This is a genomic window from Paraciimarium castrense LEGE 11436, assembly GCF_056633055.1.
In genome coordinates, this window is record NZ_JBSJOW010000007.1 from 196,600 (window position 1) to 218,534 (window position 21,935).

The 21,935-nt window shown below is 67.2% G+C and carries 20 protein-coding genes and 1 tRNA gene; 12 read left to right on the plus strand and 9 right to left on the minus strand.

Translation table 11 applies throughout. The features are described from left to right. Window positions 1-19: 19 nt before the first annotated feature. The 4 genes from ACWJIO_RS11980 to ACWJIO_RS11995 form a co-directional block, all read right to left on the minus strand. A complete protein-coding gene (locus tag ACWJIO_RS11980; RefSeq protein WP_480313647.1) occupies window positions 20-868 on the minus strand; it encodes a class I SAM-dependent methyltransferase in 849 nt (282 codons plus the stop codon). Next, window positions 861-1,823: a glycosyltransferase family protein gene (locus tag ACWJIO_RS11985; RefSeq protein WP_480313650.1), complete on the minus strand. Its 963-nt coding sequence runs from the start codon at window positions 1,821-1,823 to the stop codon at window positions 861-863. The genes ACWJIO_RS11980 and ACWJIO_RS11985 overlap by 8 nt, the downstream gene beginning before the upstream one ends. A 93-nt stretch (window positions 1,824-1,916) precedes the next feature. Continuing rightward, window positions 1,917-2,645 (minus strand): FkbM family methyltransferase, encoded by a 729-nt coding sequence (locus ACWJIO_RS11990; RefSeq protein ID WP_480313652.1) that lies wholly within the window; start codon window positions 2,643-2,645, stop codon window positions 1,917-1,919. After that, window positions 2,645-3,910: a flippase gene (locus tag ACWJIO_RS11995; protein ID WP_480313654.1), complete on the minus strand. Its 1,266-nt coding sequence runs from the start codon at window positions 3,908-3,910 to the stop codon at window positions 2,645-2,647. Before ACWJIO_RS11995 ends, ACWJIO_RS11990 begins: the two co-directional genes overlap by 1 nt. A 101-nt stretch (window positions 3,911-4,011) precedes the next feature. On the opposite strand from ACWJIO_RS11995, the gene ACWJIO_RS12000 reads away from it, so the two are divergent. The 6 genes from ACWJIO_RS12000 to secA all read left to right on the plus strand — a co-directional run bounded on the left by ACWJIO_RS12000 (window position 4,012) and on the right by secA (window position 12,552). Next, window positions 4,012-4,917: an N-acetylmuramoyl-L-alanine amidase gene (locus ACWJIO_RS12000; protein ID WP_480313656.1), complete on the plus strand. Its 906-nt coding sequence runs from the start codon at window positions 4,012-4,014 to the stop codon at window positions 4,915-4,917. Continuing rightward, window positions 4,914-5,711, plus strand: a complete 798-nt coding sequence (locus ACWJIO_RS12005; protein ID WP_480313658.1) for a glycosyltransferase family 2 protein — start codon at window positions 4,914-4,916, stop codon at window positions 5,709-5,711. The genes ACWJIO_RS12000 and ACWJIO_RS12005 overlap by 4 nt, the downstream gene beginning before the upstream one ends. 9 nt (window positions 5,712-5,720) lie before the next feature. Further along, window positions 5,721-6,656 (plus strand): NAD-dependent epimerase/dehydratase family protein, encoded by a 936-nt coding sequence (locus ACWJIO_RS12010; protein WP_480313660.1) that lies wholly within the window; start codon window positions 5,721-5,723, stop codon window positions 6,654-6,656. Then, window positions 6,653-7,627, plus strand: a complete 975-nt coding sequence (locus ACWJIO_RS12015) for an MraY family glycosyltransferase (protein WP_480313662.1) — start codon at window positions 6,653-6,655, stop codon at window positions 7,625-7,627. The genes ACWJIO_RS12010 and ACWJIO_RS12015 overlap by 4 nt, the downstream gene beginning before the upstream one ends. Before the next feature lie 84 nt (window positions 7,628-7,711). Next, complete coding sequence (locus ACWJIO_RS12020) at window positions 7,712-9,571, plus strand: polysaccharide biosynthesis protein (RefSeq protein ID WP_480313664.1); 1,860 nt, start codon at window positions 7,712-7,714, stop codon at window positions 9,569-9,571. A gap of 107 nt (window positions 9,572-9,678) precedes the next feature. Next, window positions 9,679-12,552 carry a preprotein translocase subunit SecA gene (gene secA / locus ACWJIO_RS12025; RefSeq protein ID WP_480313666.1) on the plus strand — a complete coding sequence of 958 codons (2,874 nt, stop codon included), beginning with the start codon at window positions 9,679-9,681 and terminating at the stop codon, window positions 12,550-12,552. A gap of 39 nt (window positions 12,553-12,591) precedes the next feature. Here secA and cysE read toward each other — a convergent pair whose 3' ends face one another. Next, window positions 12,592-13,341: a serine O-acetyltransferase gene (cysE, locus tag ACWJIO_RS12030; protein WP_480313668.1), complete on the minus strand. Its 750-nt coding sequence runs from the start codon at window positions 13,339-13,341 to the stop codon at window positions 12,592-12,594. Window positions 13,342-13,462: 121 nt separating this feature from the next. Between cysE and ACWJIO_RS12035 the strand changes: the two genes are divergently transcribed. Next, a tRNA-Gly gene (locus tag ACWJIO_RS12035) sits at window positions 13,463-13,534 on the plus strand. A gap of 9 nt (window positions 13,535-13,543) precedes the next feature. On the opposite strand, the gene ACWJIO_RS12040 is transcribed toward ACWJIO_RS12035, so the two are convergent. Next, on the minus strand, window positions 13,544-14,533 hold the full coding sequence (locus tag ACWJIO_RS12040) for a GntR family transcriptional regulator (protein ID WP_480313670.1): 990 nt from the start codon (window positions 14,531-14,533) through the stop codon (window positions 13,544-13,546). 124 nt (window positions 14,534-14,657) lie between these two features. Between ACWJIO_RS12040 and ACWJIO_RS12045 the strand changes: the two genes are divergently transcribed. Continuing rightward, complete coding sequence (locus tag ACWJIO_RS12045) at window positions 14,658-15,428, plus strand: dienelactone hydrolase family protein (RefSeq protein WP_480313672.1); 771 nt, start codon at window positions 14,658-14,660, stop codon at window positions 15,426-15,428. Between the two features lie 34 nt (window positions 15,429-15,462). Here the strand turns inward: ACWJIO_RS12045 and infC are convergent, their stop codons facing one another. Continuing rightward, window positions 15,463-16,185 (minus strand): translation initiation factor IF-3, encoded by a 723-nt coding sequence (infC, locus tag ACWJIO_RS12050; RefSeq protein ID WP_480313674.1) that lies wholly within the window; start codon window positions 16,183-16,185, stop codon window positions 15,463-15,465. A gap of 74 nt (window positions 16,186-16,259) precedes the next feature. Beyond that, entirely contained in the window at window positions 16,260-17,228 is a 969-nt protein-coding gene (gene miaA, locus ACWJIO_RS12055) for a tRNA (adenosine(37)-N6)-dimethylallyltransferase MiaA (RefSeq protein WP_480313676.1), read from the minus strand. Window positions 17,229-17,379: 151 nt separating this feature from the next. On the opposite strand from miaA, the gene gyrB reads away from it, so the two are divergent. Together gyrB and ACWJIO_RS12065 are read left to right on the plus strand one after the other, a co-directional pair. Next, window positions 17,380-19,338, plus strand: a complete 1,959-nt coding sequence (gene gyrB / locus ACWJIO_RS12060) for a DNA topoisomerase (ATP-hydrolyzing) subunit B (protein ID WP_480313678.1) — start codon at window positions 17,380-17,382, stop codon at window positions 19,336-19,338. After that, window positions 19,339-19,668 (plus strand): SH3 domain-containing protein, encoded by a 330-nt coding sequence (locus ACWJIO_RS12065; protein ID WP_480313680.1) that lies wholly within the window; start codon window positions 19,339-19,341, stop codon window positions 19,666-19,668. 23 nt (window positions 19,669-19,691) lie between these two features. Here the strand turns inward: ACWJIO_RS12065 and ACWJIO_RS12070 are convergent, their stop codons facing one another. After that, window positions 19,692-20,162, minus strand: a complete 471-nt coding sequence (locus ACWJIO_RS12070; RefSeq protein ID WP_480313684.1) for a glutathione peroxidase — start codon at window positions 20,160-20,162, stop codon at window positions 19,692-19,694. A gap of 85 nt (window positions 20,163-20,247) precedes the next feature. Here ACWJIO_RS12070 and mgtE point away from each other — a divergent pair, with 85 nt between their 5' ends. After that, window positions 20,248-21,660 (plus strand): magnesium transporter, encoded by a 1,413-nt coding sequence (gene mgtE, locus ACWJIO_RS12075; protein WP_480313687.1) that lies wholly within the window; start codon window positions 20,248-20,250, stop codon window positions 21,658-21,660. An 87-nt stretch (window positions 21,661-21,747) separates the two neighbouring features. After that, the coding region (locus ACWJIO_RS12080) for a sigma-70 factor domain-containing protein (RefSeq protein ID WP_480313690.1) at window positions 21,748-21,935 on the plus strand (188 nt) is incomplete at its 3' end.

Consider the following 21,935-nt stretch of genomic DNA (forward strand, 5'->3'; position numbering starts at 1 on the left):
AATGAAACGTGGCAGATGTTCAAGGTGTTGGGCCAATCAATTGGAGGTTTCTCATCCCTCTCAGAATGGGCCGAGCCGGTATCGCAAAGCAGCAGAGGAGCGGATGCAGCGCCTTGGCCACTGCCTCTCGGAAACGCGCTTTTCGTAGGTTCATAGCCCCCTTAGAGCGTCGGCGATAGATCCAGGCGTGGCTGCCTTTGCATCGCCCCATCTGTTGCAGCCCCAGTGGTTCGGCACACCAGCTGAAGAAATAGCGGAGGTGAAACGTGCAGGGAAGATGGCAGAGGATCACTGGTTGAAAGCAGTTGGCTATGAAGAGATGGCCTCCTGGTTTCACCGCTGCCACCATCTCTTCTAGCAGGCCTAAGGGGTCGTGCACATGCTCGAGTACATCGGTGCAGACCAGTGCATCGAATCGGTTCGGCGTGAGCGTGCCGACGTAAGTGATGCTTGGATACGCCCTGCAGGTTTCCAAGCCAGGAGCTGGAGGGAACGGATCGTAGATGGAGACTTGCGAGGAAGGAAGGCGATCCGCTATTAGCCTGGCAAGGGTGCTAAAGCCACCGCCGGAATCAACAATGAATTTTAGCCCAAGTGAGGCAATAGCATTTGCAATCGAGGGCCTGTGCCCCATGGATACTGGATCTTGCTCGATGTAGATTCCATTCAGGAGCCATACGGCGTTGGCGTAAAACATATGATATTTGCTATCTTGAAATCTCTTTTGACTGCAGCCCGCATCCCGCCATGCTTTGTCCATCAAGGCCCAAATCTGCTCAAGGCTGGGGTGCTTTCCGATTTGTTTGAGATAACCTTCAACGCCAGCTCTCTCGATGCTAGACAGATTGTACTTGCTTAAATCAATCATAAGCCCTCCCTGATCCTCGCCATCGAGAGCTGCTTAGCAGTCTTAGCCTATGCGCAACTCGAGATGGAAAAGACCTGGTAAAATGGTGGCTATACGTATAGGTGTCTGCAGCGACATTCCGCACCGTAAATCTGGGATGCTGCAATGGTATTAGCCCGGATGGATGCTCTGCTCTATGGCTCAGGGGTGCACCTGTTGAATGTTCCGACGTGGTGTGGGAGGCATCCTTCCCAAAACCCACATTCTCTACGAGATTCAAATTAGGTAGCGCTGTTAGGCCTCCATTGGCAAAGCATGTGAAGGCCCACCGGTAAGCCCAGGAGTCCGGCTCTCCTTTGCTGAGCAAGCGGTCCCAGATGCGTGTCCAGTATCTGGCCTCCCTGCGGTTTTCAAAGATTGATCCGATCAGTCCAGAGGCCTTGAGGGACGGCCATTGGCGAAGTTCGCCATCGTAGTGGCGCCAGCAGCGGCGCCAGCTGGCCCAGCCCCAGCAGTGGTTGTAACGACTGAAGTAGTAGCTGCCGTCGCCACGCCACTGGCCGTTCTGAAAGTTGTTCCCGCTGATGCACCAGACTCGTGTGTCGTACCGGTAGCGGACCAACAGCTCCGTGCAATAGGGGAAGAAGTCGGGATGGGGAATACAGTCGTCCTCCAGAATGATGCCCTCTACCACCTGCTCGAAGAACCAGCTGATGGCGCGGCTGACGCTGAGGCGGCAGCCTTGGTTGGTGTCAGAGTAGAGGTGCTCAATCTGGCAAGGCCAGTCGATCTCGGTTTCGATTACTGCCCTTGTGGCGGCTACCTTCTCCACTTCGCCTGGGCGATCGGGGTTGGGTCCATCACAGGCCACGAACAGCCGGGTTGGTGCGACCGGGCGGATGGCGTCAATCACCTGCCGCAGGGTATGGGGACGGCGCCAGGCGACAAGCAGGAGAGGGGTGTCCTTGGTGTTCATGCCAGCGGGCAGCTGTAGATCAGCTGCCGACACAAGGGCAGGGTCAAGCTCCTGAACTGATGGTTTGGACCTGAAAAGGTTGCCAAGGCTGGTTCAGATCGAAAAGAGAAGATCCCGATAGTTTCCATGATCACTCAAGACTTCATGCAGATGATAGCCTTGGTTGTTGAGGAAAACACTGCAACTCTGATCCCTTGTCTCCACGAGGATCCACTTTGGTTGATATCGACTGAAATCTAGGCCCATCAGCACGGCCAGCTCATTGCCTTCCACATCCACACTGAGCAGATCCGGCTGGTCAGGAGCGCTGACGTCATCCAGAAGACTCGTGAGTGTGCATGCCAAGGCGCCATAGGCGAAGCTGGCTTGGGGATGATCCAGAAACTGGATACCCCGAGCAGCATGGTTCAGAACAGCAGCATCGCTTACATTCAGACCCTTGGCCACACTCATCAAGTCTGCCTCTATCATTTCAACAAATCTATCTGAATAGCCGAAGGGCACGCAAGCCGCGCACCTCACGGCGGGATGATCACCAAAGCTTCGATTCTGAATGCAATCAACGAATCGGCGGGGGCTGGCTTCAATGAGCAAGCCTGTCCAACCATAATGCCGCTGAAGCTTGTAGGTATTCGATTGCCGCAGGCCATCATTGGCGCCCAGTTCGATGAAGTATCCATTCCTCCTGGGTGGCATCGCGTCGATCAGCCTGAGGTCGAGTCCGTCCAATCCAGTGCTCCCTTGCCGCCACAGCTCTCTGACAAGGTGCTGGCAGGAAAGCAGCAGTGCGGGCGGCATCCAGTTGCGAAGAAAACCGGCCATCAGGGGAGTGGTGCGATCAGAAAAGCGAAATTTCTGGCGATCCTGCGGCTCCAGAGCACCGGCGCAAACACACTCACCAGATAGGAGGCAGAAGTGGCCATCGCTGCGCCAACAATGCCAAGCGGCGGGATCAGAATAGAGTTCAAGGCAATGTTGGTTATGGCTCCGATGGCGCTGCGCACGGTGATCGCTCTGGCGAGCTGCTGAGTGTTCAGCCAAACCGCGCTGGCGCATCCTATGGCCACCGCGAATGAGGCTGGTGCCAGCCACCTCAGGGTGAGCATGGCCGGCTGAAAGTCTGCTCCGAAAATGATGGGAATCAGGGAAGGTAGAATCACGGCCGAACCGATCATCATGCCCATGCCAAGAATCCACGCACTCTGATAGAGCTTGCGCAGCGATCTATCGGTGCGGAACTTGCCACTCCCTCGCCCCACCTGGGGCAACATGGTGCGGGCCAGAATCAGGGGCAAGACATACAAGCTCTCGGCTGCGCGAACCGCCACCGCGTACTGCCCCACATCCTCCGGGCCTTTGAACCAGGCCAACATCACCTGGTCTGACTGCATGTAAAGCGATACCGAGAGGCCGGCCAGCATCAAGGGCCAGCCTCTCCTGATCAGTGCCCCTGCTGCGCTGAGGTTGGCTTGGCCCCAGTGGCCTGCCTGGTTGGTGGCCCGGCTCGCCGCTCCCAGAAGCCAGGCCCGGGCCGCGGCCGTGGCGGCCTGCACCACGCCAAACACCAGCAGCGGCGCCCGCAGGCCCAGGGCGAGGCTGGTGAGCGCCATTCTCACCAGGTCATGACGGACGTTGACGCCAGCCAGCCGCGATCCCTGCTCCATCGCCAGCAAGGCCACTTCAAGCACCTGCGCCGAGCGGAACAGATTGGCCAGAATGGCGAGCCCGATCAGGCCCGTCACCACAGGGTCGCCGCTGAACCAGGCCACCGGTAACAAGACCAGGGCGAGCACCCCCGTGCCGGCGATTTCCAGCCAAAGGGCTGTGGGCACCAGCCCCGGCTGTGGTGACGGCTCGCACAGCAGCACTCCGAGGCTGGCCGAGGTTCCGAGGCTGCCCAGGGGGGCCAGTACTCCCACCAGGGCGGTCACGTAGCTCAGCCTGCCTAGATCCGACGGGCCCAGGTAGCGGGCCATCCAGCCCCCCAGGCCAATCGAAATGAGCAACTGGAGGCCGTGGCTGCCCACCTGGCTGAGCAGGGAACGCCGCAGGCGCTCGGCCTTGGGGTGGGTGGGCGCGTCGGCCATCACGGTGCTTGCCTGGCTCCATCCTTGCTGGAGCGGGGACCGTGGCTACGGTCTGGTGTGCTGCTCCAGTGCCTTGGGCAGCCAAGCCCACGCTTCCGCCGATGCCGGCCACCATCTACCTGCACTGGGCCGCCACGTCCTACAGCTGGGTGCGCTCCGGGCTCTATCACACGATCATCAGCGGCGATGGCCGCCTGAACCGGCTGCACGCCTACAGCATTGATCTGCCGGCCCACACCTGGCGCCGCAACAGCAATGCTGTGGCCCTCTCCTGTGCCTGCATGGGGGGCCGCCCCGATCCCTGGACGCTGCCCCCCACCGAGGCCCAGCTCGAGGCCCTCTGCCGCGAGGCCGCCCAGGTTGCCCGCAGCTGGGGTTGGAGTGCGGCCGACATCGGCATCGAGCGGGTGATGACCCACGCCGAGGCCGCCTCCAACCGCGATGGCCAGTGGATGCATGAGAACTACGGCCCGGTGATCTGGGGCGGCACCGGCGAGCGCTGGGATTTCCTGCAGCTCAGCCGGAACGGCCCGCCCACCGGCGGGGACCAACTGCGGCAGCGCATTCGCAGCGCTCTCTCGGCATCCCAGCGTCCACCCGAGCAGTCGCTGCAGCCCATGGAGGCGCCGCTGGCGTTCCGCCGCGCCACCACCATGTCCGCCCGCGGCCGGGAGCTGGCGGTGGAGATCGATGCCGCCGGCAGCTCCTGGGCCCTGGCCGCCGACCTGCTCTCCCTCTACGAGATTCCCTATGCCTGGGAGGCGAGTCGGCGGCGCATCCTCGTGGGCAGCCTCGATGTGGTGCCCAGCTTCCGCGAGGATCAGGTGCAGCCCTCGGTGGGATGGCCCCTGTTCGAGATGACCCTGCAGAGCGGCAACGCACCCGTGATCCTGCGCGGCATCCTGCGCGAGAACCGGGCCTGGTGCCGGGTGCTGGAGTTCGCCGAGGAGTTCGGCATCAGCATGACGTTTGATCCCTTCGTGCTGCTGGAGCGGCGCGGCGGATGAGCGGCGAGGCGCCGCCACAGGCCAGGGCAGAGCCGGCACCGCTGGTGTCGGTGGTGATGCCCTGCCGCAACGCCGGCCCCTTGATCGATCGGGCCATCGCCTCGGTGCTGCAGCAGTCGGAGCCGCGCTGGGAGCTGTTGATCGTGGACGACAACTCCCAGGACGACTCCCGCCAGCGCATCGCCCGGGCCGCCCGCGACGAGGCCCGCATCCAGCCGCGTTACCTGCCCTTCTCGGTGGGTGCCGCCACCGCCCGCAACCTCGCCATCGAAGCGGCCCGCGGCCGCTACATCGCCTTCCTCGATGCCGACGACTCCTGGCTGCCCGCCAAGCTGGCCCTGCAGCTGGAGTGCCTGCGGCTCCACCCCGGCGCCGCCATCAGCCATGGCTCCTACTTCACCGTGAACACCCCAGACGAGACCCCCCGGCACGTTGTGAGGGCACCGGAGCGGATCTCGGCCCGGCAGATCATGCGCACCAACGGCATCTGCACCAGCACGGCCATGGTCGACACCGAGGTGGTGGGCCGTTGTTACCTGCCGGGGTTCACCATCACCCATGACTGGGGTCTGTGGCTGCAGATCTTCTCGGCGGCGCCGGGCCAGCGGCTCGCCTGGGGGGTGCAGCAGCCCCTGGCCGTGCGCCTGCGCCATGCCCGCTCCCTCTCCGCCAACCCGCTGCTCACCAGCCTGGACAGCTTTCGCACCCTGCGCGCCTGCACGGGCCTCTCCACCCCTGCGGTGCTGCTGGCCCTTGCCCGCCACTCCGTTGCCGCCCTGGGCAAGCGGCTCTGAGCCACCGCCATGCCGACCGCCACCCCTGCAGCCACCCCTGCCCCCACGCAGCCCCGCATCGTGGTCACGGGGGCCTCAGGCTTTGTGGGCCGGGCGCTGGTGGCCGCTCTGGCGGAGCGCTATCCCGTGTACCCCCTGCCGCGCCACAGGCCAGCCGGCGACGAGGCCCTCGCCCGCTGGCGTCCCACCCACCTGGTGCATGCCGCCGCCCTGGCTCACCGGCGGCCGCCCCGCGGCCAGCGCGAGCAGCAGCAGCTGTGGCAGGTGAATGTGGAGCTGGCCGACAGCACCGCTGCCCTGGCGGCTCGGCTCGGGTTGGAGCGGCTGCTGCTGCTGAGTTCGATCGGGGTGCATGGAGCCGGCACAGCGCCGGGGGTGGCCCTGAGCGAGGCGAGCCCCCTGCGCCCGGTCACGGCCTATGCCGCCTCGAAGCAGGCCGCTGAGGCGCTGGTGCGCCACCGCCTCGCCGGCAGCGACACCAGCTGCACGATCCTGCGGCCGGCCCTTGTGTACGGCCCCGCTGCCCCCGGCAACCTGCGCTCCCTCTGCCGCTGGGTGGAGGCCGGCCTGCCCCTGCCCCTGGCCGCCGTGGCCAACCGGCGCAGCCTGATCGCCCTGGCCAACCTGGTGGATCTGATCGAAGTGGCCCTGCTCCATCCCGCCGCCGCCGACCGCACCTTCGTGGCAGCCGATGCCGAAACCATCGCCACCCCCGCCTTGGTGCGTCTGATCGCCCGGGTGCGCTGCCGGCCCTGCCGCCTCTTCCCCCTGCCCCCGCCCCTGCTCAAGGCCCTCGGCGCCCTGCCCCTGCTGGGCCCGAAGCTGCAGCAGCTCAGCGGCAATCTGGTGGTGGACAGCTCCTGTGTGCGCCAGCAGCTCGGCTGGCGCCAACCCCAGGCTCAGCTGGCGGCGCTGGAGTTGGCCTTTGCGCCGCAGAGCCCATGAGCGCCGCTGGTTCTGCCCTGGAGGTGGTTCCAACGATCGCCGTGGTGGCCGCTGCGGCCCTGCTGGCCTGGCTGCTGCTGTGGCTGCTGCTGCCGCTGCTGCGCCGTGGCCTGCTCGATCGGCCCAACGCCCGCAGCTCCCACAGCCAGCCCACCCCCCGGGGCGGCGGCGTGGTGTTCGTGCTGGTGGGGGGCCTGGGGGCGGCAGGTTTCGGCAGCGGCCTGCCCCTGCTCTGTCTGCCCCTCGCCCTGGTGGGGCTGCTGGATGATCACCGTTCCCTGCCCGTGGCGCCCCGCCTGCTGGCCCAGCTGGCCACGGCGGCGGCGCTCCTGGCGATCAGTCCCCTGCGGGCGGGGCTGGGGACCGCTACCGCCTCGGTGCTGCCGCCAGTGCTGCTGCCGGTGTTGCTGCTGGCCCTGCTGCTGCTGGTGGTGGCCGTGATCAACCTCACCAACTTCATGGACGGGCTCGATGGTCTGGTGGCCCTCTGCATGGCGCTCAGCCTGAGTGCGGCCGCCCTGGCCCAGGGCGCGGCCCTCTGGCCCCTGGTGGGGGCCCTGCTCGGTTTTCTGGCCTGGAACTGGTGCCCGGCACGGCTGTTCATGGGCGATGGCGGCAGCACCTTCCTGGGCGCGGTGTTCGCCGGCCAGGTGCTGCAGGCTCCCAGCTGGCCCCAGGCCCTGGGCCTGTTGCTGGTGGCCACGCCCCTGCTCGCCGATGGCGGCCTCTGCCTGCTGCGCCGGCTGCTGGCGGGTCAGCCCCTGCTGCAGCCCCATCGCCTGCACCTCTACCAGCGGCTGCAGCAGGCCGGCTGGAGCCATGGCCGGGTGGCAGCGGTCTATGGCGCCACCACTGGCGTGCTGGCCCTGGGCTGGAGCTGGGGCGGCTGGTCCGCCCTGGGGCCCCTGCTGGCCTTGAGCCTGCTTCTGGGGCTGCTGCTGGAGCGGCGCGTGGCGGTGCCCTTGGCGTGATCGCCCGGGGTTGGTGCCTGGGGCGGCGTCTACGGTGAGGGTCCTGCAGCAGCAGCCACGATGGCGCTGAGGGTTCTGCCGCGCTTGGTTGCCGGGCTGCCGCTGATGCTGCGGCGCCTGCCGCTGCTGGCCGCCGACCTGCTGCTGCTGCCCCTGGCGGTGTGGCTGAGCTTCCTGCTGCGGTTGGCGGAGCCCTGGCCCGCCCAGCTGCAGGCCTCGCTCTGGCTGTTCCCCACCGTGGTGGTGATCGGCCTGCCCCTCTATGCCCTCAGCGGCCAGTACCGCGGCCTGGCCCGCTACGTGGGCAGCGCGGCCCTCTATCAGGTCGCCAGCCGCAACGCCCTGCTGGTGTTGCTGGTGGCTTTCACGGGCCTGCAGCTGCAGCTCTCCGCTCCACCCCGCAGCAGCTGGGTGCTGCTCTGGATCCTGCTCACCGTGTTCACCGGCGGTCTGCGCTTCGCCCTGCGCGACCTGTTGCTGGGCCGGCCCTCCGCCGATCCCCGCCGCCGCCGCCAGCGGGTGCTGATCTACGGCGCCGGCGCCGCCGGGGCCCAGCTGGCCGCGGCCCTGCGCCTCGGTCAAGGCACCCGGATCGCCGCCTTCCTCGACGACGACCCCGGCCTCTGGCACCGCACCCTGTACGGGGTGCCGGTGTTGCCGGTGTCCCAGCTGCCACGCCTGCTGGGATCCGGTGGGATTGACCAGCTGATCGTCTCGATTCCCTCCCTGGGCCAGCGCCAGCGCCGCCAGCTGCTGGCCCGGCTGCAGGGCTATGGCGTGCCCGTGCTCCAGGTGCCCGCAGTGGAGGAGATCGCCTCCGGTCGCGCCCGCATCGACACCCTGCGGCCGATCCCGATCGAAGACCTGCTGGGCCGCGAGAGTGTGCACGCCGAGCCGGCCCTGCTGCAGGGGGCCATCAGCGGCCGCTGCGTGCTGGTGAGCGGTGCCGGCGGTTCGATCGGCTCTGAGCTCTGTCGCCAGATCCTGCGGCTGCAGCCCACCAGGCTGGTGCTGCTGGAGCACAGCGAATACTCCCTCTACGCCATCGGCCAGGAGCTTGCGGCCTTTGCCGGCTCGGTGCCTCTGGTGGAGAGCCTGGGCGACGTGGCCGACCAGCGCTTCCTCGAGGGTCTGCTGCGCGGTCACGGGGTGGAGGTGTTCTTCCATGCGGCCGCCTACAAGCACGTGCCCCTGGTGGAGGTCAACGTGTGCGCGGGCCTGGCCAACAACCTGCTCGGCACCCGCAGCGCCCTGGCGGCCAGCCTCGCCTGCGGCCTCGAGCGCTTCATCCTGATCTCCACCGACAAGGCCGTGCGCCCCACCAATGCGATGGGGGCCAGCAAGCGGGCCTGTGAGCTGCTCGTGCAGAACGCGGCCGCCGCCCGCCCAGCCACCATCTGCAGCATGGTGCGCTTCGGCAACGTGCTCGGCTCCTCCGGTTCGGTGGTGCCCCTCTTCCGCCGCCAGATCGCCGCCGGGGGGCCGCTCACGGTGACCGATCCGGAGATCAGCCGCTTCTTCATGACCATTCCCGAGGCCGTGCAACTGGTGCTCCAGGCCAGCGCCATGGCGCGGGGTGGGGAGGTGTTTCTGCTGGACATGGGCGAGCCGGTGCGCATCGCCGACCTGGCCCGCCAGATGATTCAGCTCTCAGGCGCCAGCGTGCGTGATGCCGACCACCCCGATGGCGACATCGAGATCCACTACACGGGCCTGCGGCCGGGGGAGAAGCTGCACGAGGAGCTGCTGCTGGCCACCGCCAGCGAGCCCACCGCCCACCCTCTGATCCGCCGTGCCCAGGAGCAGGCCCTCGCTCCGGAGCGGCTGCTGGCGCTGATGGCCGCCATGGAGGAAGCCCTCCAGGCCTGGGATGAACGGCGGGCTGTGGCGCTGCTGCAGCGGCTGGTGCCCGAGTACTCCCCCCGGGGGGTGGGCTCCACCTAGACGCTCCACCCAGAAGAGGCCTGCGCGCTGGGCCGCTGGTACGGCCTTCTGGAACTCCGCCGAGCTCGCCCTCGGTAGGCTGAATTCCCTGCGTGCGGCTTCCCTCCATGCTCAAGCTCCTGCTGGGTGACCCCAATGCCCGCAAGCTGAAGCGCTACCAGCCGGTTGTCTCCGACATCAACCTGCTGGAGGAGGAGATCGCCCCCCTCTCCGACGACGAGCTGCGCAGCCTCACGGGCGAGTTCCGCCAGAGGCTGGAGCAGGCCCGGGATGCCGGCGGCAACGCCGAGGCCGTGCGGGCCCGGGAGCGCAAGCTGCTCGATGAGCTGCTGCCCCAGGCCTTTGCCGTGGTGCGCGAGGCCGGCAAGCGGGTGCTGGGCATGCGCCACTTCGACGTGCAGCTGATCGGCGGCATGGTGCTGCACGACGGCCAGATCGCCGAGATGAAGACCGGCGAGGGCAAGACCCTCGTGGCCACCCTGCCCAGCTACCTCAACGCCCTCACGGGCCGGGGCGTGCACGTGGTGACCGTGAACGACTACCTGGCCCGCCGCGACGCCGAGTGGATGGGGCAGATCCACCGCTTCCTCGGCCTCTCCGTGGGTCTGATCCAGCAGGACATGGCGCCCTCGGATCGGCGCGAGAACTACGGCTGCGACATCACCTACGCCACCAACAGCGAGCTGGGCTTTGATTACCTGCGCGACAACATGGCCACCGACATCGCCGAGGTGGTTCAGCGCGATTTCCACTACTGCGTGATCGACGAAGTCGACTCGATTCTGATCGACGAGGCCCGTACGCCCCTGATCATCTCCGGCCAGGTGGAGCGTCCCCAGGAGAAATACCAGAAGGCCGCCGAGGTGGCCGCCCGGCTGGAGCGTGCGGCGGAGCTCGGCAAGGACGGCATCGACCCCGAGGGGGATTACGAGCTGGACGAGAAGCAGCGCAGCTGCACGCTCACCGATGAGGGCTTCGCCAAGGCTGAGCAGATGCTGGGGGTGAGCGATCTCTTTGATCCCGCCGACCCCTGGGCCCACTACATCAACAATGCCCTCAAGGCCAAGGAGCTGTTCATCAAGGATGTGAACTACATTGTGCGCGGCCAGGATGCCGTGATCGTCGATGAGTTCACCGGCCGGGTGATGCCCGGTCGCCGCTGGAGCGACGGCCAGCACCAGGCCATTGAGGCCAAGGAAGCTCTGCCGATCCAGCCCGAAACCCAGACCCTGGCCTCAATCACCTATCAGAACTTCTTCCTGCTCTATCCGCGCCTGGCCGGCATGACCGGCACGGCCAAGACCGAAGAGGTGGAGTTCGAGAAGACCTACAAGCTCGAAGTGGCCATCGTGCCCACCAACCGGCCCCGCTCCCGCGCCGACTGGACCGACCAGGTGTACAAGACCGAAACCGCCAAGTGGCGCGCCGTGGCCCTGGAAACCGCCGAGGTGCACAACTCCGGCCGGCCGGTGCTGGTGGGCACCACCAGTGTGGAGAAATCGGAGCTGCTCTCAGCCCTGCTGGCCGAGCAGGAGGTGCCCCACAACCTGCTCAACGCCAAGCCCGAGAACGTGGAGCGGGAAGCGGAGATCGTGGCCCAGGCGGGCCGCGCCGGCGCCGTGACGATCGCCACCAACATGGCCGGCCGCGGCACCGACATCATCCTCGGCGGCAACAGCGACTACATGGCCCGCCTGAAGCTGCGCGAGGTGCTGCTGCCCGTGCTGGTGCGCCCTGAGGAGGGGCATCGCCCGCCGGTGCCGCTGCAGCGGTCCGCCGAGGCGGCCGGCTTCGGCGCCGGCAAGGGCCAGGCCGCCGGCGCCCGCAACGGCAGCGCCCCCTCGGAAGCCCGCGCCATCGGAGCCCTCTACCCCTGTTCCTTGCCCGAGGAGGAGGACCAGGCCCTGGCCGCCCTGGCCCGGGAGCTGGTGAAGGCCTGGGGCGATCGCGCCCTCAGCGTGCTGGAACTGGAAGATCGCATCGCCCAGGCGGCCGAGAAAGCCCCCACGGAGGATCCGCAGATCGCCCTGCTGCGCGAACGCATCACGGCGGTGAAGGCCACCTACGACGCCGTGGTGAAGCAGGAGGAGGGGCGGGTCCGGGAGGCCGGTGGCCTGCATGTGATCGGCACGGAACGCCACGAATCCCGTCGCGTGGACAACCAGCTGCGCGGCCGCGCCGGCCGCCAGGGCGACCCCGGCTCCACCCGCTTCTTTCTCTCCCTGGAAGACAACCTGCTGCGCATCTTCGGCGGCGAACGGGTGGCCGGCCTGATGAATGCCTTCCGCGTGGAGGAAGACATGCCGATTGAATCGGGGATGCTCACCCGCTCGCTTGAGGGCGCCCAGAAGAAGGTGGAAACCTATTACTACGACATCCGCAAGCAGGTGTTTGAATATGACGAGGTGATGAATAATCAGCGCAAAGCCGTCTACACGGAGCGCCGCCGGGTGCTGGAGGGCCGTGAGCTCAAGCAACAGGTGATCGGCTATGGCGAACGCACCATCGACGACATCGTGGAGGCCTATGTGAATCCGGACCTGCCGCCCGAGGAGTGGGATCTCAGCCGCCTGGTGGAGAAGGTGAAGGAATTCATCTATCTCCTCGAAGACCTCGAGCCCCAGCAGCTCCAGGGCCTGGGGGTGGAGGAGCTCAAGGCCTTCCTGCAGGAGCAGATGCGCAATGCCTATGACATCAAGGAGGGTCAGATCGAGCAGCAGCGCCCAGACCTGATGCGCCAGGCTGAGCGCTTCTTCATCCTGCAGCAGATCGACACCCTCTGGCGGGAACATCTGCAGGCCATGGATGCGCTGCGTGAGTCGGTGGGCCTGCGCGGCTACGGCCAGAAAGATCCGCTGATTGAATACAAGAACGAGGGCTACGACATGTTCCTCGAGATGATGACCCAGATGCGCCGCAACGTGATCTACTCGATGTTCATGTTCCAGCCCGCTCCCGCACCCCAGCGCGCCACAGTCTGAGCGGCGCTGACCAGCCGTTGGGCCATCTGCCGTTGGCTGTCAGCGGGTGGTGCCGGGGTTGTCGCCCAGGAACTCGAGGATCTCGCGGTCTTTGAGGCTCTGGGCCTCGCCCCTGCAGGGTTCAGGCAAGGGCCGCCCGGCGGCGATCTCCCGCAGGCAGGCCTGGGCACGGGCCAGTTCCCCCTCCAGGTTGTCGATGCGCTCCATCAGGTTGCGGATCACCCGGGCCTCGGTGTCGGGCAGGGCGGAGTGGGCCAGGGGATCCACCCGCACGCCGCTCTGGTGCACCACCCGGCCGGGGATGCCCACCACCGTGCTGTCCGGGCCTACGTCCCGCAGCAGCACCGAGCCGGCGCCGATGCGGGTGTTGGCGCCCACCGTGATCGCGCCCAGCACCTTGGCGCCCGCCCCCACCACCACGTTCTCCGCCAGGGTGGGGTGGCGCTTGCCGTGCGCCTTGCCCGTGCCGCCCAGGGTCACGCCCTGATACAGCAGGCAGTTGTTGCCCACCTCGGTGGTTTCACCGATCACCACACCCATGCCGTGGTCGATGAACACGCCATGGCCGATCCGGGCGCCCGGGTGGATCTCGATGCCGGTGAGCAGGCGACCCACCTGGCTGAGCAGCCGCGGCAGGATCGGCAGGCCGGTGCTCCAGAGCCGGTGGCTGATGCGGTGCAGCACCAGGGCATGCAGCCCCGGGTAACACAGCAGGATCTCCAGCACCCCCCGGGCGGCAGGGTCCCGATCCTTGATGATCGCCAGGTCGGCCTGGATTGCCTTGAGCATGCAGGCATCCTGCCGGAGCCCGGAGGCGTTTGACCGAGGGGTACCCGCTCGTGCATGATCAGCGGGTCGGCCTCGCCGGCCCAGTCCCGTCAGCGGTTTCAGCCGCAGGCCGTTCGGGATTGCGGATGTAGCTCAGTGGTAGAGCATCTCCTTGCCAAGGAGAGGGTCGAGAGTTCGAATCTCTTCATCCGCTTTTCAGCCCTCAGGCAGCCAGCACGCCGATTTCCTTGCGCAGCTGGTCGATGGTGGCGCCGCCGAGGTAGCTCTGGGCGCAGTGCACCACGGGCATGCGCATCAGCTGGGAGCGGTTCTGGCGCAGGCTCTGCTCCACCAGCGGCAGGCTGGGCCGGTCGCAGAGCACATGGCCCGCCGCCCGCAGCAGTGCCAGCAGCCGGCTGCCGGTGTCGGGATTGGCGGTCATCACCAGCAGCTCGTTGCCCCGCAGGCTGTGCAGGATCACCTCGGCGGCCCGCAGCACCCCCGGACTGATGCTCACCAGGCCGACGCAGCTGCCGGAGCGCAGCTCCTTGAGCAGGTTCAGCTCCTGGTGGAAGTCGTTGAGATCCACCGGCACCGCCCGCACCCCATGGCGCTTGGCGATCGCCTCCACCGGCTGCAGGAAGTAGCGGCTGGTCACCACCGTGCCGTTGTTGGAGGTTTCAAGCACACCCTCCAGCTCCTCCATCGGCACCACTTCCACGGGCACCTCGAGGCTGGGCACAAGCTCCTCGGCGATCAGCAGGGAGGCGCCGATGTCTTCCCGCGGCGTGCTCACCAGCACCCGGGCGCCACAGCGCAGCCGCCAGTCGATCTCGCGGGTCAGCAGGTCGCGGGCCTGCTGCAGGGTGCAGCCCCCGTTCAGCAGGCCGTCAATGCTCTCGCGCACCTGGCGCTCCGCATCCGGCAGGGCCCGGCTGCGGGGGCCCGGCGGTGGCTTGATCTCCCGCGGTTTCTGCTGGTCGCGCACGTAGATGCCGGAGCCCGCCATGGCCTCCACGACGCCGTCGGTTTCCAGCTGCCTGTACACCTTGCTGATCGTGTTGCGGTGCAGGCCGGTCTGCATGGCCAGCTGGCGCGTGCTCGGCAAGCGGTGGCCTGGGGGGTAGTGGCGAGCCGCGATCGCGAAGCAGATCTGGTTGTACAGCTGGGTCGACGCCGGGATATCGCTTTCCTGTTGGATGTGAAATCGCACGCAGGAGTGGACCGGGGGAGCAGGAGCTCACCTTACGGAGCCTGAGCCCTGCGGACAATCCCCCTGTTGGCATACGGAGCTGTGCCGGTTCGTGGCCAGAATCCTCCCGAACTGCCGCTCCCCGATGGCTGATTCCGCCTCCCGCCCGGTGCTCTCAGCCTGGCAGCAGCTGCCGGGTGACCACCAGCCGCCCCTGCACTGCTGGTGGTCGCGGCCAGCCAGCGGCGCCCCCCGGGCCGCCGTGCTGGTGCTGCCGGAGGTGTTCGGTGTCAATTCCTGGGTGCGCAGCGTGGCCGACCGTTTGGCAGCCGAGGGCTATGCCGCCCTGGCCCTGCCGATCTTTGCCCGCACCGCGCCGCAGTTCGAGGTGGGCTACGACGCCGCAGGCCTGGAGCTCGGCCGCCGGCACCGCGACCAGGTGACGGCCGCTGGCTGCCTCGAAGATGCCTGCCGGGCCGTCACCTGGCTGCAGGGCCAGCCCGGGTTGGAGGGCCGTCCTGTGGGCTGTGTGGGCTTCTGTTTCGGTGGCCACCTGGCCCTGCTGGTGGCCGGCCTGGAGGGGGTGGCCGCCACCTGCGATTTCTATGGTGCCCGGGTCTCTGTGTTCAGCCCCGGGGGTGGTCCGCCCACCCTGGAGCGGCTGCCCCGGATCCCCGGGGACCTGCTCTGCCTCTGCGGGACTGAGGATCCCCTCATGCCGGAGCAGGAGCGGCAGGCCATCGCCGCCGCTCTCGCCGCCGACAGCAGCCGCGACCCGGCTTGCCTGCGCCGCCTGGTGCTGGCCCCCGGCGCCGGTCACGGCTACATGTGCGAGCAACGGGCCGACCACAACCCCGAGGCGGCCGCCGAGGGTTGGCGGCTGATGCTGGAGCTGTTCAGCCAACGCCTGGGCTGAACTGCTGCCGCAGCGCTAGCTGCCGGCAGAACGCTCAGCCGGCCGGGCTGGAATCGACCGGACGGGGTGCCGCCGGGCTGGATTCGCTGGCCGAGGCTTCCACGCTTCTGGACTCGGCGGTTCTGGTCACCACCCGAGGAGCGGCCTTGACGGGAACCGGCTTCGGCGTGGCGGACTTGGCTGCAGCCGAGGCCGATCCGGCCTTGGGCACCGCCGCCTTGCGCGGGGTGAGAAACATGATCATGTTGCGGCCTTCCCGCTTGGGGGGCTGTTGGATTTCGGCCGCCGTCTCCAGATCGCGGGCCATGCGGTGCAGCAACACTTCCGCCAGGGCAGTGTGCTGAATCTCGCGACCCCGGAAGATCACGGTGCACTTCACCTTGTCGCCGGCCTTGAGAAAACGGGAAGCCTGGCCAATACGCACATCATAATCGTGCTGGTCAATCTTGTAGCGCATCTTCACTTCTTTGACCTCCGTTTGATGCGACTTCTTCTTGGCTTCCTTGGCTTTCTTTTCCTGCTCGAACTTATACTTGCCGTAGTCCATGATCCGGCACACGGGCGGATCGGCCTTCTCGCTCACCAGCACCAGATCGAGCTCCCGGTCCTTGGCCACATCCAGGGCCGCCTCGCGGGTGATCACTCCCAGTTGACTGCCGTCGGCGTCGACCACCCTGAGCTGGGGGTAGTTGATGCGCTCATTGATGTTGGGCAGCTCCCGAACGGGAGCACGGCGGTCAAAACGGGGACGGGGCATTCAGTGGGGTGAGGATCTGGGGGGTGAGGGTCTGACGGGTGCAGGGCGCTGGCAGCCCCTCACAAGCACACCTTTCACCCTAGAACGGCTTCGACCTGCTGCAACGCCTGCTCCAGCCGTTGGCCGGTTTCCTGGCCGCTCAGCCACACGGGCCGGTGTTGCCGGCGGAACCAGGTGCGCTGGCGCTTGGCGAACTGCTGGGTGCGCCGGGTGGTGAGGGCCTGGGCTTCGGCCTCGGTCAGACGGCCCGCCAGCAGCTGCCGGGCTTCGCCGTAGCCGATCGTGTCGAGCAGGGGCAGCCCGGCTCCGTAGCGGGCGATCAGGGCTGCCGTTTCGGCCACCAGCCCCTGGGCATACATGGCCCCGGTGCGGGCGCTGATGCGGCTGCGCAGGTCGGCGGGGTCGAGGCCCAGCTCCAGCACCCTCCAGGCGGGCGGCGTGCTGCCCTGCTGGCCGGACAGGGGTTGGCCCGTGGCATAGAGCACTTCCAGGGCCCGCTGGGTGCGCACGGCATCGGCGCTGGCGATCCTGGCCGCGGCGGCGGGATCGCTGGCCCGCAGCAGCTGGTGGCAGGTGGGTTGGCCCAGGGCGCTGAGCTGGGCCCGCAGGGCGGGCTGGGGCGCCACGGCCGGCGGCCGCAGCCCCTGGAGCAGGGCCTTGAGGTAGAGGCCGCTGCCCCCGGCCAGCAGGGCCATGGCACTCCGCTGGCGGGGACGCTGGTGCTCGCTGGCGATCAGGGGTTCGGCCAGGCGCCGGAACTCCTCGAGGTTGAGGGGGCGATCCGGGTCGCTGACGTCCAGCAGCTCGTGGCGCACCTGCCGCTGCTGGGCGGCGCTGGGCTTGGCGGTGCCCACGTCCATGCCCCGGTAGAGCTGGCGGGAATCCACGTTCAGCACGGCCAGGTCCAGCGCCTGGGCCAGGGCGATGGCCAGATCGGTCTTGCCGCTGGCGGTAGGGCCCAGCAGGGCAATCACCAGGGGCAGCTGGCCGGGGTGCTCAGCGGGGCGCTCAGGGCTGGTTGGCACGGGCGCGTCGAGGGCCATTTCCCCACAGTGCCAGGTGGCCCCCGTACCCCTTGGTGGGTCGGCTGGCGATGGTAGATTGCCCACCGTAGAAGGGGTTTCACCACTTCTCGCCCCCTCTTGCCCAGGGCCAGTCGCCGCCTCTGCCCGACCCCTGGAAAGCACCCCCCGCATGAGCGAAGCCACGAAAGTTCAGGCCGCGTACGGCGCCGAGCAGATCCAGGTGCTTGAAGGCCTGGAACCGGTGCGCAAGCGGCCCGGGATGTACATCGGCACCACCGGCCCCCGGGGCCTCCACCACCTCGTCTACGAGGTGGTGGACAACGCCGTGGATGAGGCCCTCGCCGGCCACTGCGACCAGATCCTGGTGGTGCTCAACGACGACGGCTCCTGCGCCGTCACCGACAACGGCCGCGGCATCCCCACGGACATCCACCCGCGCACCGGCAAGAGCGCCCTCGAAACCGTGCTCACGGTGCTCCACGCCGGCGGCAAGTTCGGCTCCGGCGGCTACAAGGTGTCCGGTGGCCTGCACGGGGTGGGCATCTCCGTGGTCAACGCCCTTTCGGAGTGGGTGGAGGTCACGGTCTACCGCCATGACCAGATGCACACGCAGCGCTTCGAGCGCGGCGCCCCGATCGGCACCCTGCTCTCCGTGCCGGGCGAGAAGGGCCGCACGGGCACCTCCGTGTGCTTCAAGCCCGACACTGAGATCTTCACGGTCGGCATCGTCTTCGACTACGCCACCCTCTCCTCGAGGCTGCGCGAACTCGCCTACCTCAATGGCGGTGTGCGCATCGTCTTCCGCGATGAGCGTGCCTCGGCCCGCAGCGCCGCCGGCGAAGCCCATGAGGAGATCTACTTCTACGAAGGTGGCATCCGCGAGTATGTGGCCTACATGAATGCGGAGAAAGACCCTCTGCATCCAGACATCATCTACGTGAACGCTGAAAAGGAAGGCGTTCAGGTGGAGGCTGCCCTGCAGTGGTGTGTGGATGCCTACTCCGACAGCATCCTGGGCTTCGCCAACAACATCCGCACCGTCGACGGGGGCACCCATATTGAGGGCCTCAAGACGGTGCTGACGCGAACCCTCAATGTGTTTGCCAAGAAGCGTGGCAAGCGCAAGGATGCCGATAGCAATCTGGCCGGTGAAAACATTCGCGAGGGCCTCACCGCCGTGCTCTCAGTGAAGGTGCCCGAGCCCGAGTTCGAGGGGCAGACCAAGACCAAGCTGGGCAACACCGAGGTGCGCGGCATCGTCGACACCCTGGTGGGTGAGGCGCTGGGTGAATTTCTGGAATTCAACCCCTCCGTGATCGACTTGATCCTCGAGAAGGCGATCCAGGCCTTCAATGCCGCTGAGGCCGCCCGCCGCGCCCGCGAGCTGGTGCGCCGCAAGAGCGTGCTCGAGAGCTCCACCCTGCCAGGCAAGCTCTCTGACTGTTCCTCCCGCGATCCCTCCGAGTCTGAGATCTACATCGTGGAGGGGGATTCGGCCGGAGGCTCCGCCAAACAGGGCCGCGACCGCCGCTTCCAGGCGATCCTGCCGCTGCGGGGCAAGATCCTCAACATCGAGAAAACGGATGACGCCAAGATCTACAAGAACACCGAAATCCAGGCCCTGATCACCGCCTTGGGTCTGGGCATCAAAGGAGAAGAGTTCGAAGAAAAAAATCTTCGTTACCACCGGATCGTGATCATGACCGATGCTGACGTGGATGGCGCCCATATCCGCACCCTGATCCTCACCTTCTTCTTCCGCTATCAGAAGGCCCTTGTGGAAGGTGGCTACATCTACATTGCCTGTCCACCCCTCTACAAAGTAGAGAGGGGCAAGAAGCATGTTTATTGCTATAATGAGGCCGACCTCAAAGCCACCATCAACGAGTTTGGCGAAAAGGCCAACTACAACATTCAGCGCTTCAAGGGTCTCGGCGAGATGATGCCCAAGCAGCTCTGGGAAACCACCATGGATCCCGAAACACGCATGATGAAGCGCGTTGAAATCGAAGACGCCCTGGAAGCCGATCGGATCTTCACGATCCTGATGGGCGACAAGGTGGCTCCCCGCCGCGAGTTCATCGAAACCCACAGCGCCGAACTCGACCTGGCCCAGCTGGACATCTGAATGGGTCCCGTCGCACCGTTGCTCACACCGTGGCGCTGGGCCGCCCTGCTGGGGTTCGCCCTGGTGGCCCCGGCTGGCCTGCCCGCCGGGGGCGCCGACTGGCGCATGCCGGAGCTGCGTCGCCGCCAGAGCAGCCGCGAACCCCTGCTCAGCCCCGTGCCCCTGGCGCTGCGCTGTGCCCCCGAGCACCAGGCTCCCACCATCAGCGCAGCGGCGGCCGGGGAGCCCCTGCGGGTCCTGCGCGCCTGGTCCTGTCCGGATGGTGAACGCTGGCTGCAGGTGCAGCTGGCCAGCCCTCGCGGCCAGCGCCGGGGCTGGCTGCCAGGCTGATCAGGTCTCGAGGGCTGGGCTGATCAGGCCGCCAGGGCCGCCTCGATGGCCGCTGTCAGCTCGGTGGCCTCGGGCTCCACGCCACTCTTGAAACGGGCCAGCACCGTGCCGTCCTTGCCCACCAGGAATTTCTCGAAGTTCCAGGCCACCGGCCCGCTCGGCTCGGCTTTGGTGAGGCTGTTGTAGGGGTCTTCCGCCATTGCCACCTTGTCGAACAGGGTGAAATCGGCGCCGTAGGTGCTGGAGCAGAACTGCTGGATCTCCTCGAGGCTGCCGGGCTCCTGGGCCCCGAAGTCGTTGCAGGGGAAGCCGAGCACCGCCAGGCCTTGGGGGCCGTAGGTCTCGTGCAGCTTCTGGAGCCCGGCGTACTGGCGCGTGAAGCCACAGCGGCTGGCCAGATTCACGATCAGCAACACCTGGCCGTTCCACTCGCCCAGGCGACGCTGGCCGCCGGCGGCGTCACGCACCACCACATCGCTCACGTTCACGGTCATGCAGGCTGGAGTTCCGGAGGGCGGACACTAGCGGCTGGCGCCCGGGTCCCGGCCCATAAACTTCCTGTTCCTGGGCTGCGAGCCGATGAGCGAGGCGAAGGCCCCGAACCAGGAGCTGGCGGGCGGTGGCCGCGTCATGGTGGCCGAGGTGGTGTCACGGCAGCTGGCCACCCTGCTGGAGGCCGGCAACTACGACGGCGCCAAGTTGCTGCTGCAGCCCGTGCAGGAGGTGGACATCGCCGAGGCGATCGGCACCCTGCCGCGCACCCTGCAGGCCCTTGCCTTCCGGCTGCTGCCCAAGGACGAGGCGATCGAGGTGTACGAGTACCTCGACGGTGCCGTGCAGCAGAGCCTGCTGGACCGGCTGCGCTCCGGCGAGGTGCTGGAGCTGGTGGAGAGCATGTCGCCGGACGACCGGGTGCGGCTGTTCGATGAGTTGCCGGCCAAGGTGGTGCGCCGGCTGCTGGCGGAGCTGAGCCCGGCCGAGCGCAGGGTCACCGCCCAGCTGCTGGGCTACGCCGCCGAGACGGCGGGACGCCTGATGACCACGGAATTCATTGATCTGAAGGAGTTTCACAGCGCCGCCCAGGCCCTCGAGCTGGTGCGTCGCCGGGCCCGCGACACCGAGACCATCTATTCCCTCTATGTGACCGACGGTTCCCGCTACCTCACCGGCATCCTGTCGCTGCGGGATCTGGTGGTGGCCGACCCCCAGGACCGCATCGGCGATGTGATGACCCGGGAGGTGGTGAGCGTGTCCACCGAGACCGACCAGGAGGAGGTGGCCCGCGCCATCCAGCGCTACGACTTCCTGGCCGTGCCCGTGGTGGACCGCGAGGAGCGGCTGGTGGGGATCGTCACGGTGGACGACGTGATCGACGTGATCGAGCAGGAGGCCACCCGCGATCTCTACGCCGCCGGCGCCGTGCAGGCCGGCGATGAGGACGACTACTTCCAGAGCAACCTGTTCACCGTGGCCCGGCGCCGGGTGGTGTGGCTCTCGGTGCTGGTGGTGGCCAACGGCTTCACCTCCGAGGTGATCGCCCTGCAGGGCGAGGTGCTCAACAAGGTGGTGCTGCTGGCGGCCTTCATTCCGCTGCTGATCGGCACCGGCGGCAACGTCGGCGCCCAGAGTTCCACCGTGGTGATCCGCGGCCTCAGCACCCAGCGGATCCAGTCGCTGGGGGCCTGGCGCACGATTGCCCGAGAGGCGGTGGCCGGCGCCCTGCTGGGCCTGCTGATGCTGGTGGTGGTGGTGCCCTGGGCCTGGTGGCGCGGCGAAGGTCCCCTGGTGGGCCTCTCTGTGGGGATCAGCCTGCTGGCGATCACCACCCTGGCGGCCACGGCGGGGGCGGCGCTGCCGCTGCTCTTCGACCGGCTCAAGCTGGATCCGGCTCTGATGTCGGCGCCGTTCATCACCACCGCCACCGACGTGGCCGGGGTGTTCATCTACCTGAGCACCGCGGGCTGGCTGATCGGCCACTTCGGCATGGGCTGAGGGGCCCCGGGCCGCCGTTTGGGCCTAGATGAGAGAGCGTTCACACTTCTTTAGGTTAGGCTTAACCAAAGTTCAAGGGCCTGAAGCATGACGATCGCCATCGCCCCCACCCCCATCACCGCCCCCCGCAGCCAGCGCTCCGAGCGTCCGACCCGCTCCATGCCGGCTGTGGATGGGGACCTGGTGCGCAGCTACCTGCGGGACATCGGCCGGGTGCCGTTGCTGAGCCATGAGCAGGAGATCACCCTGGGCCGCCAGGTGCAGGAGCTGATGGC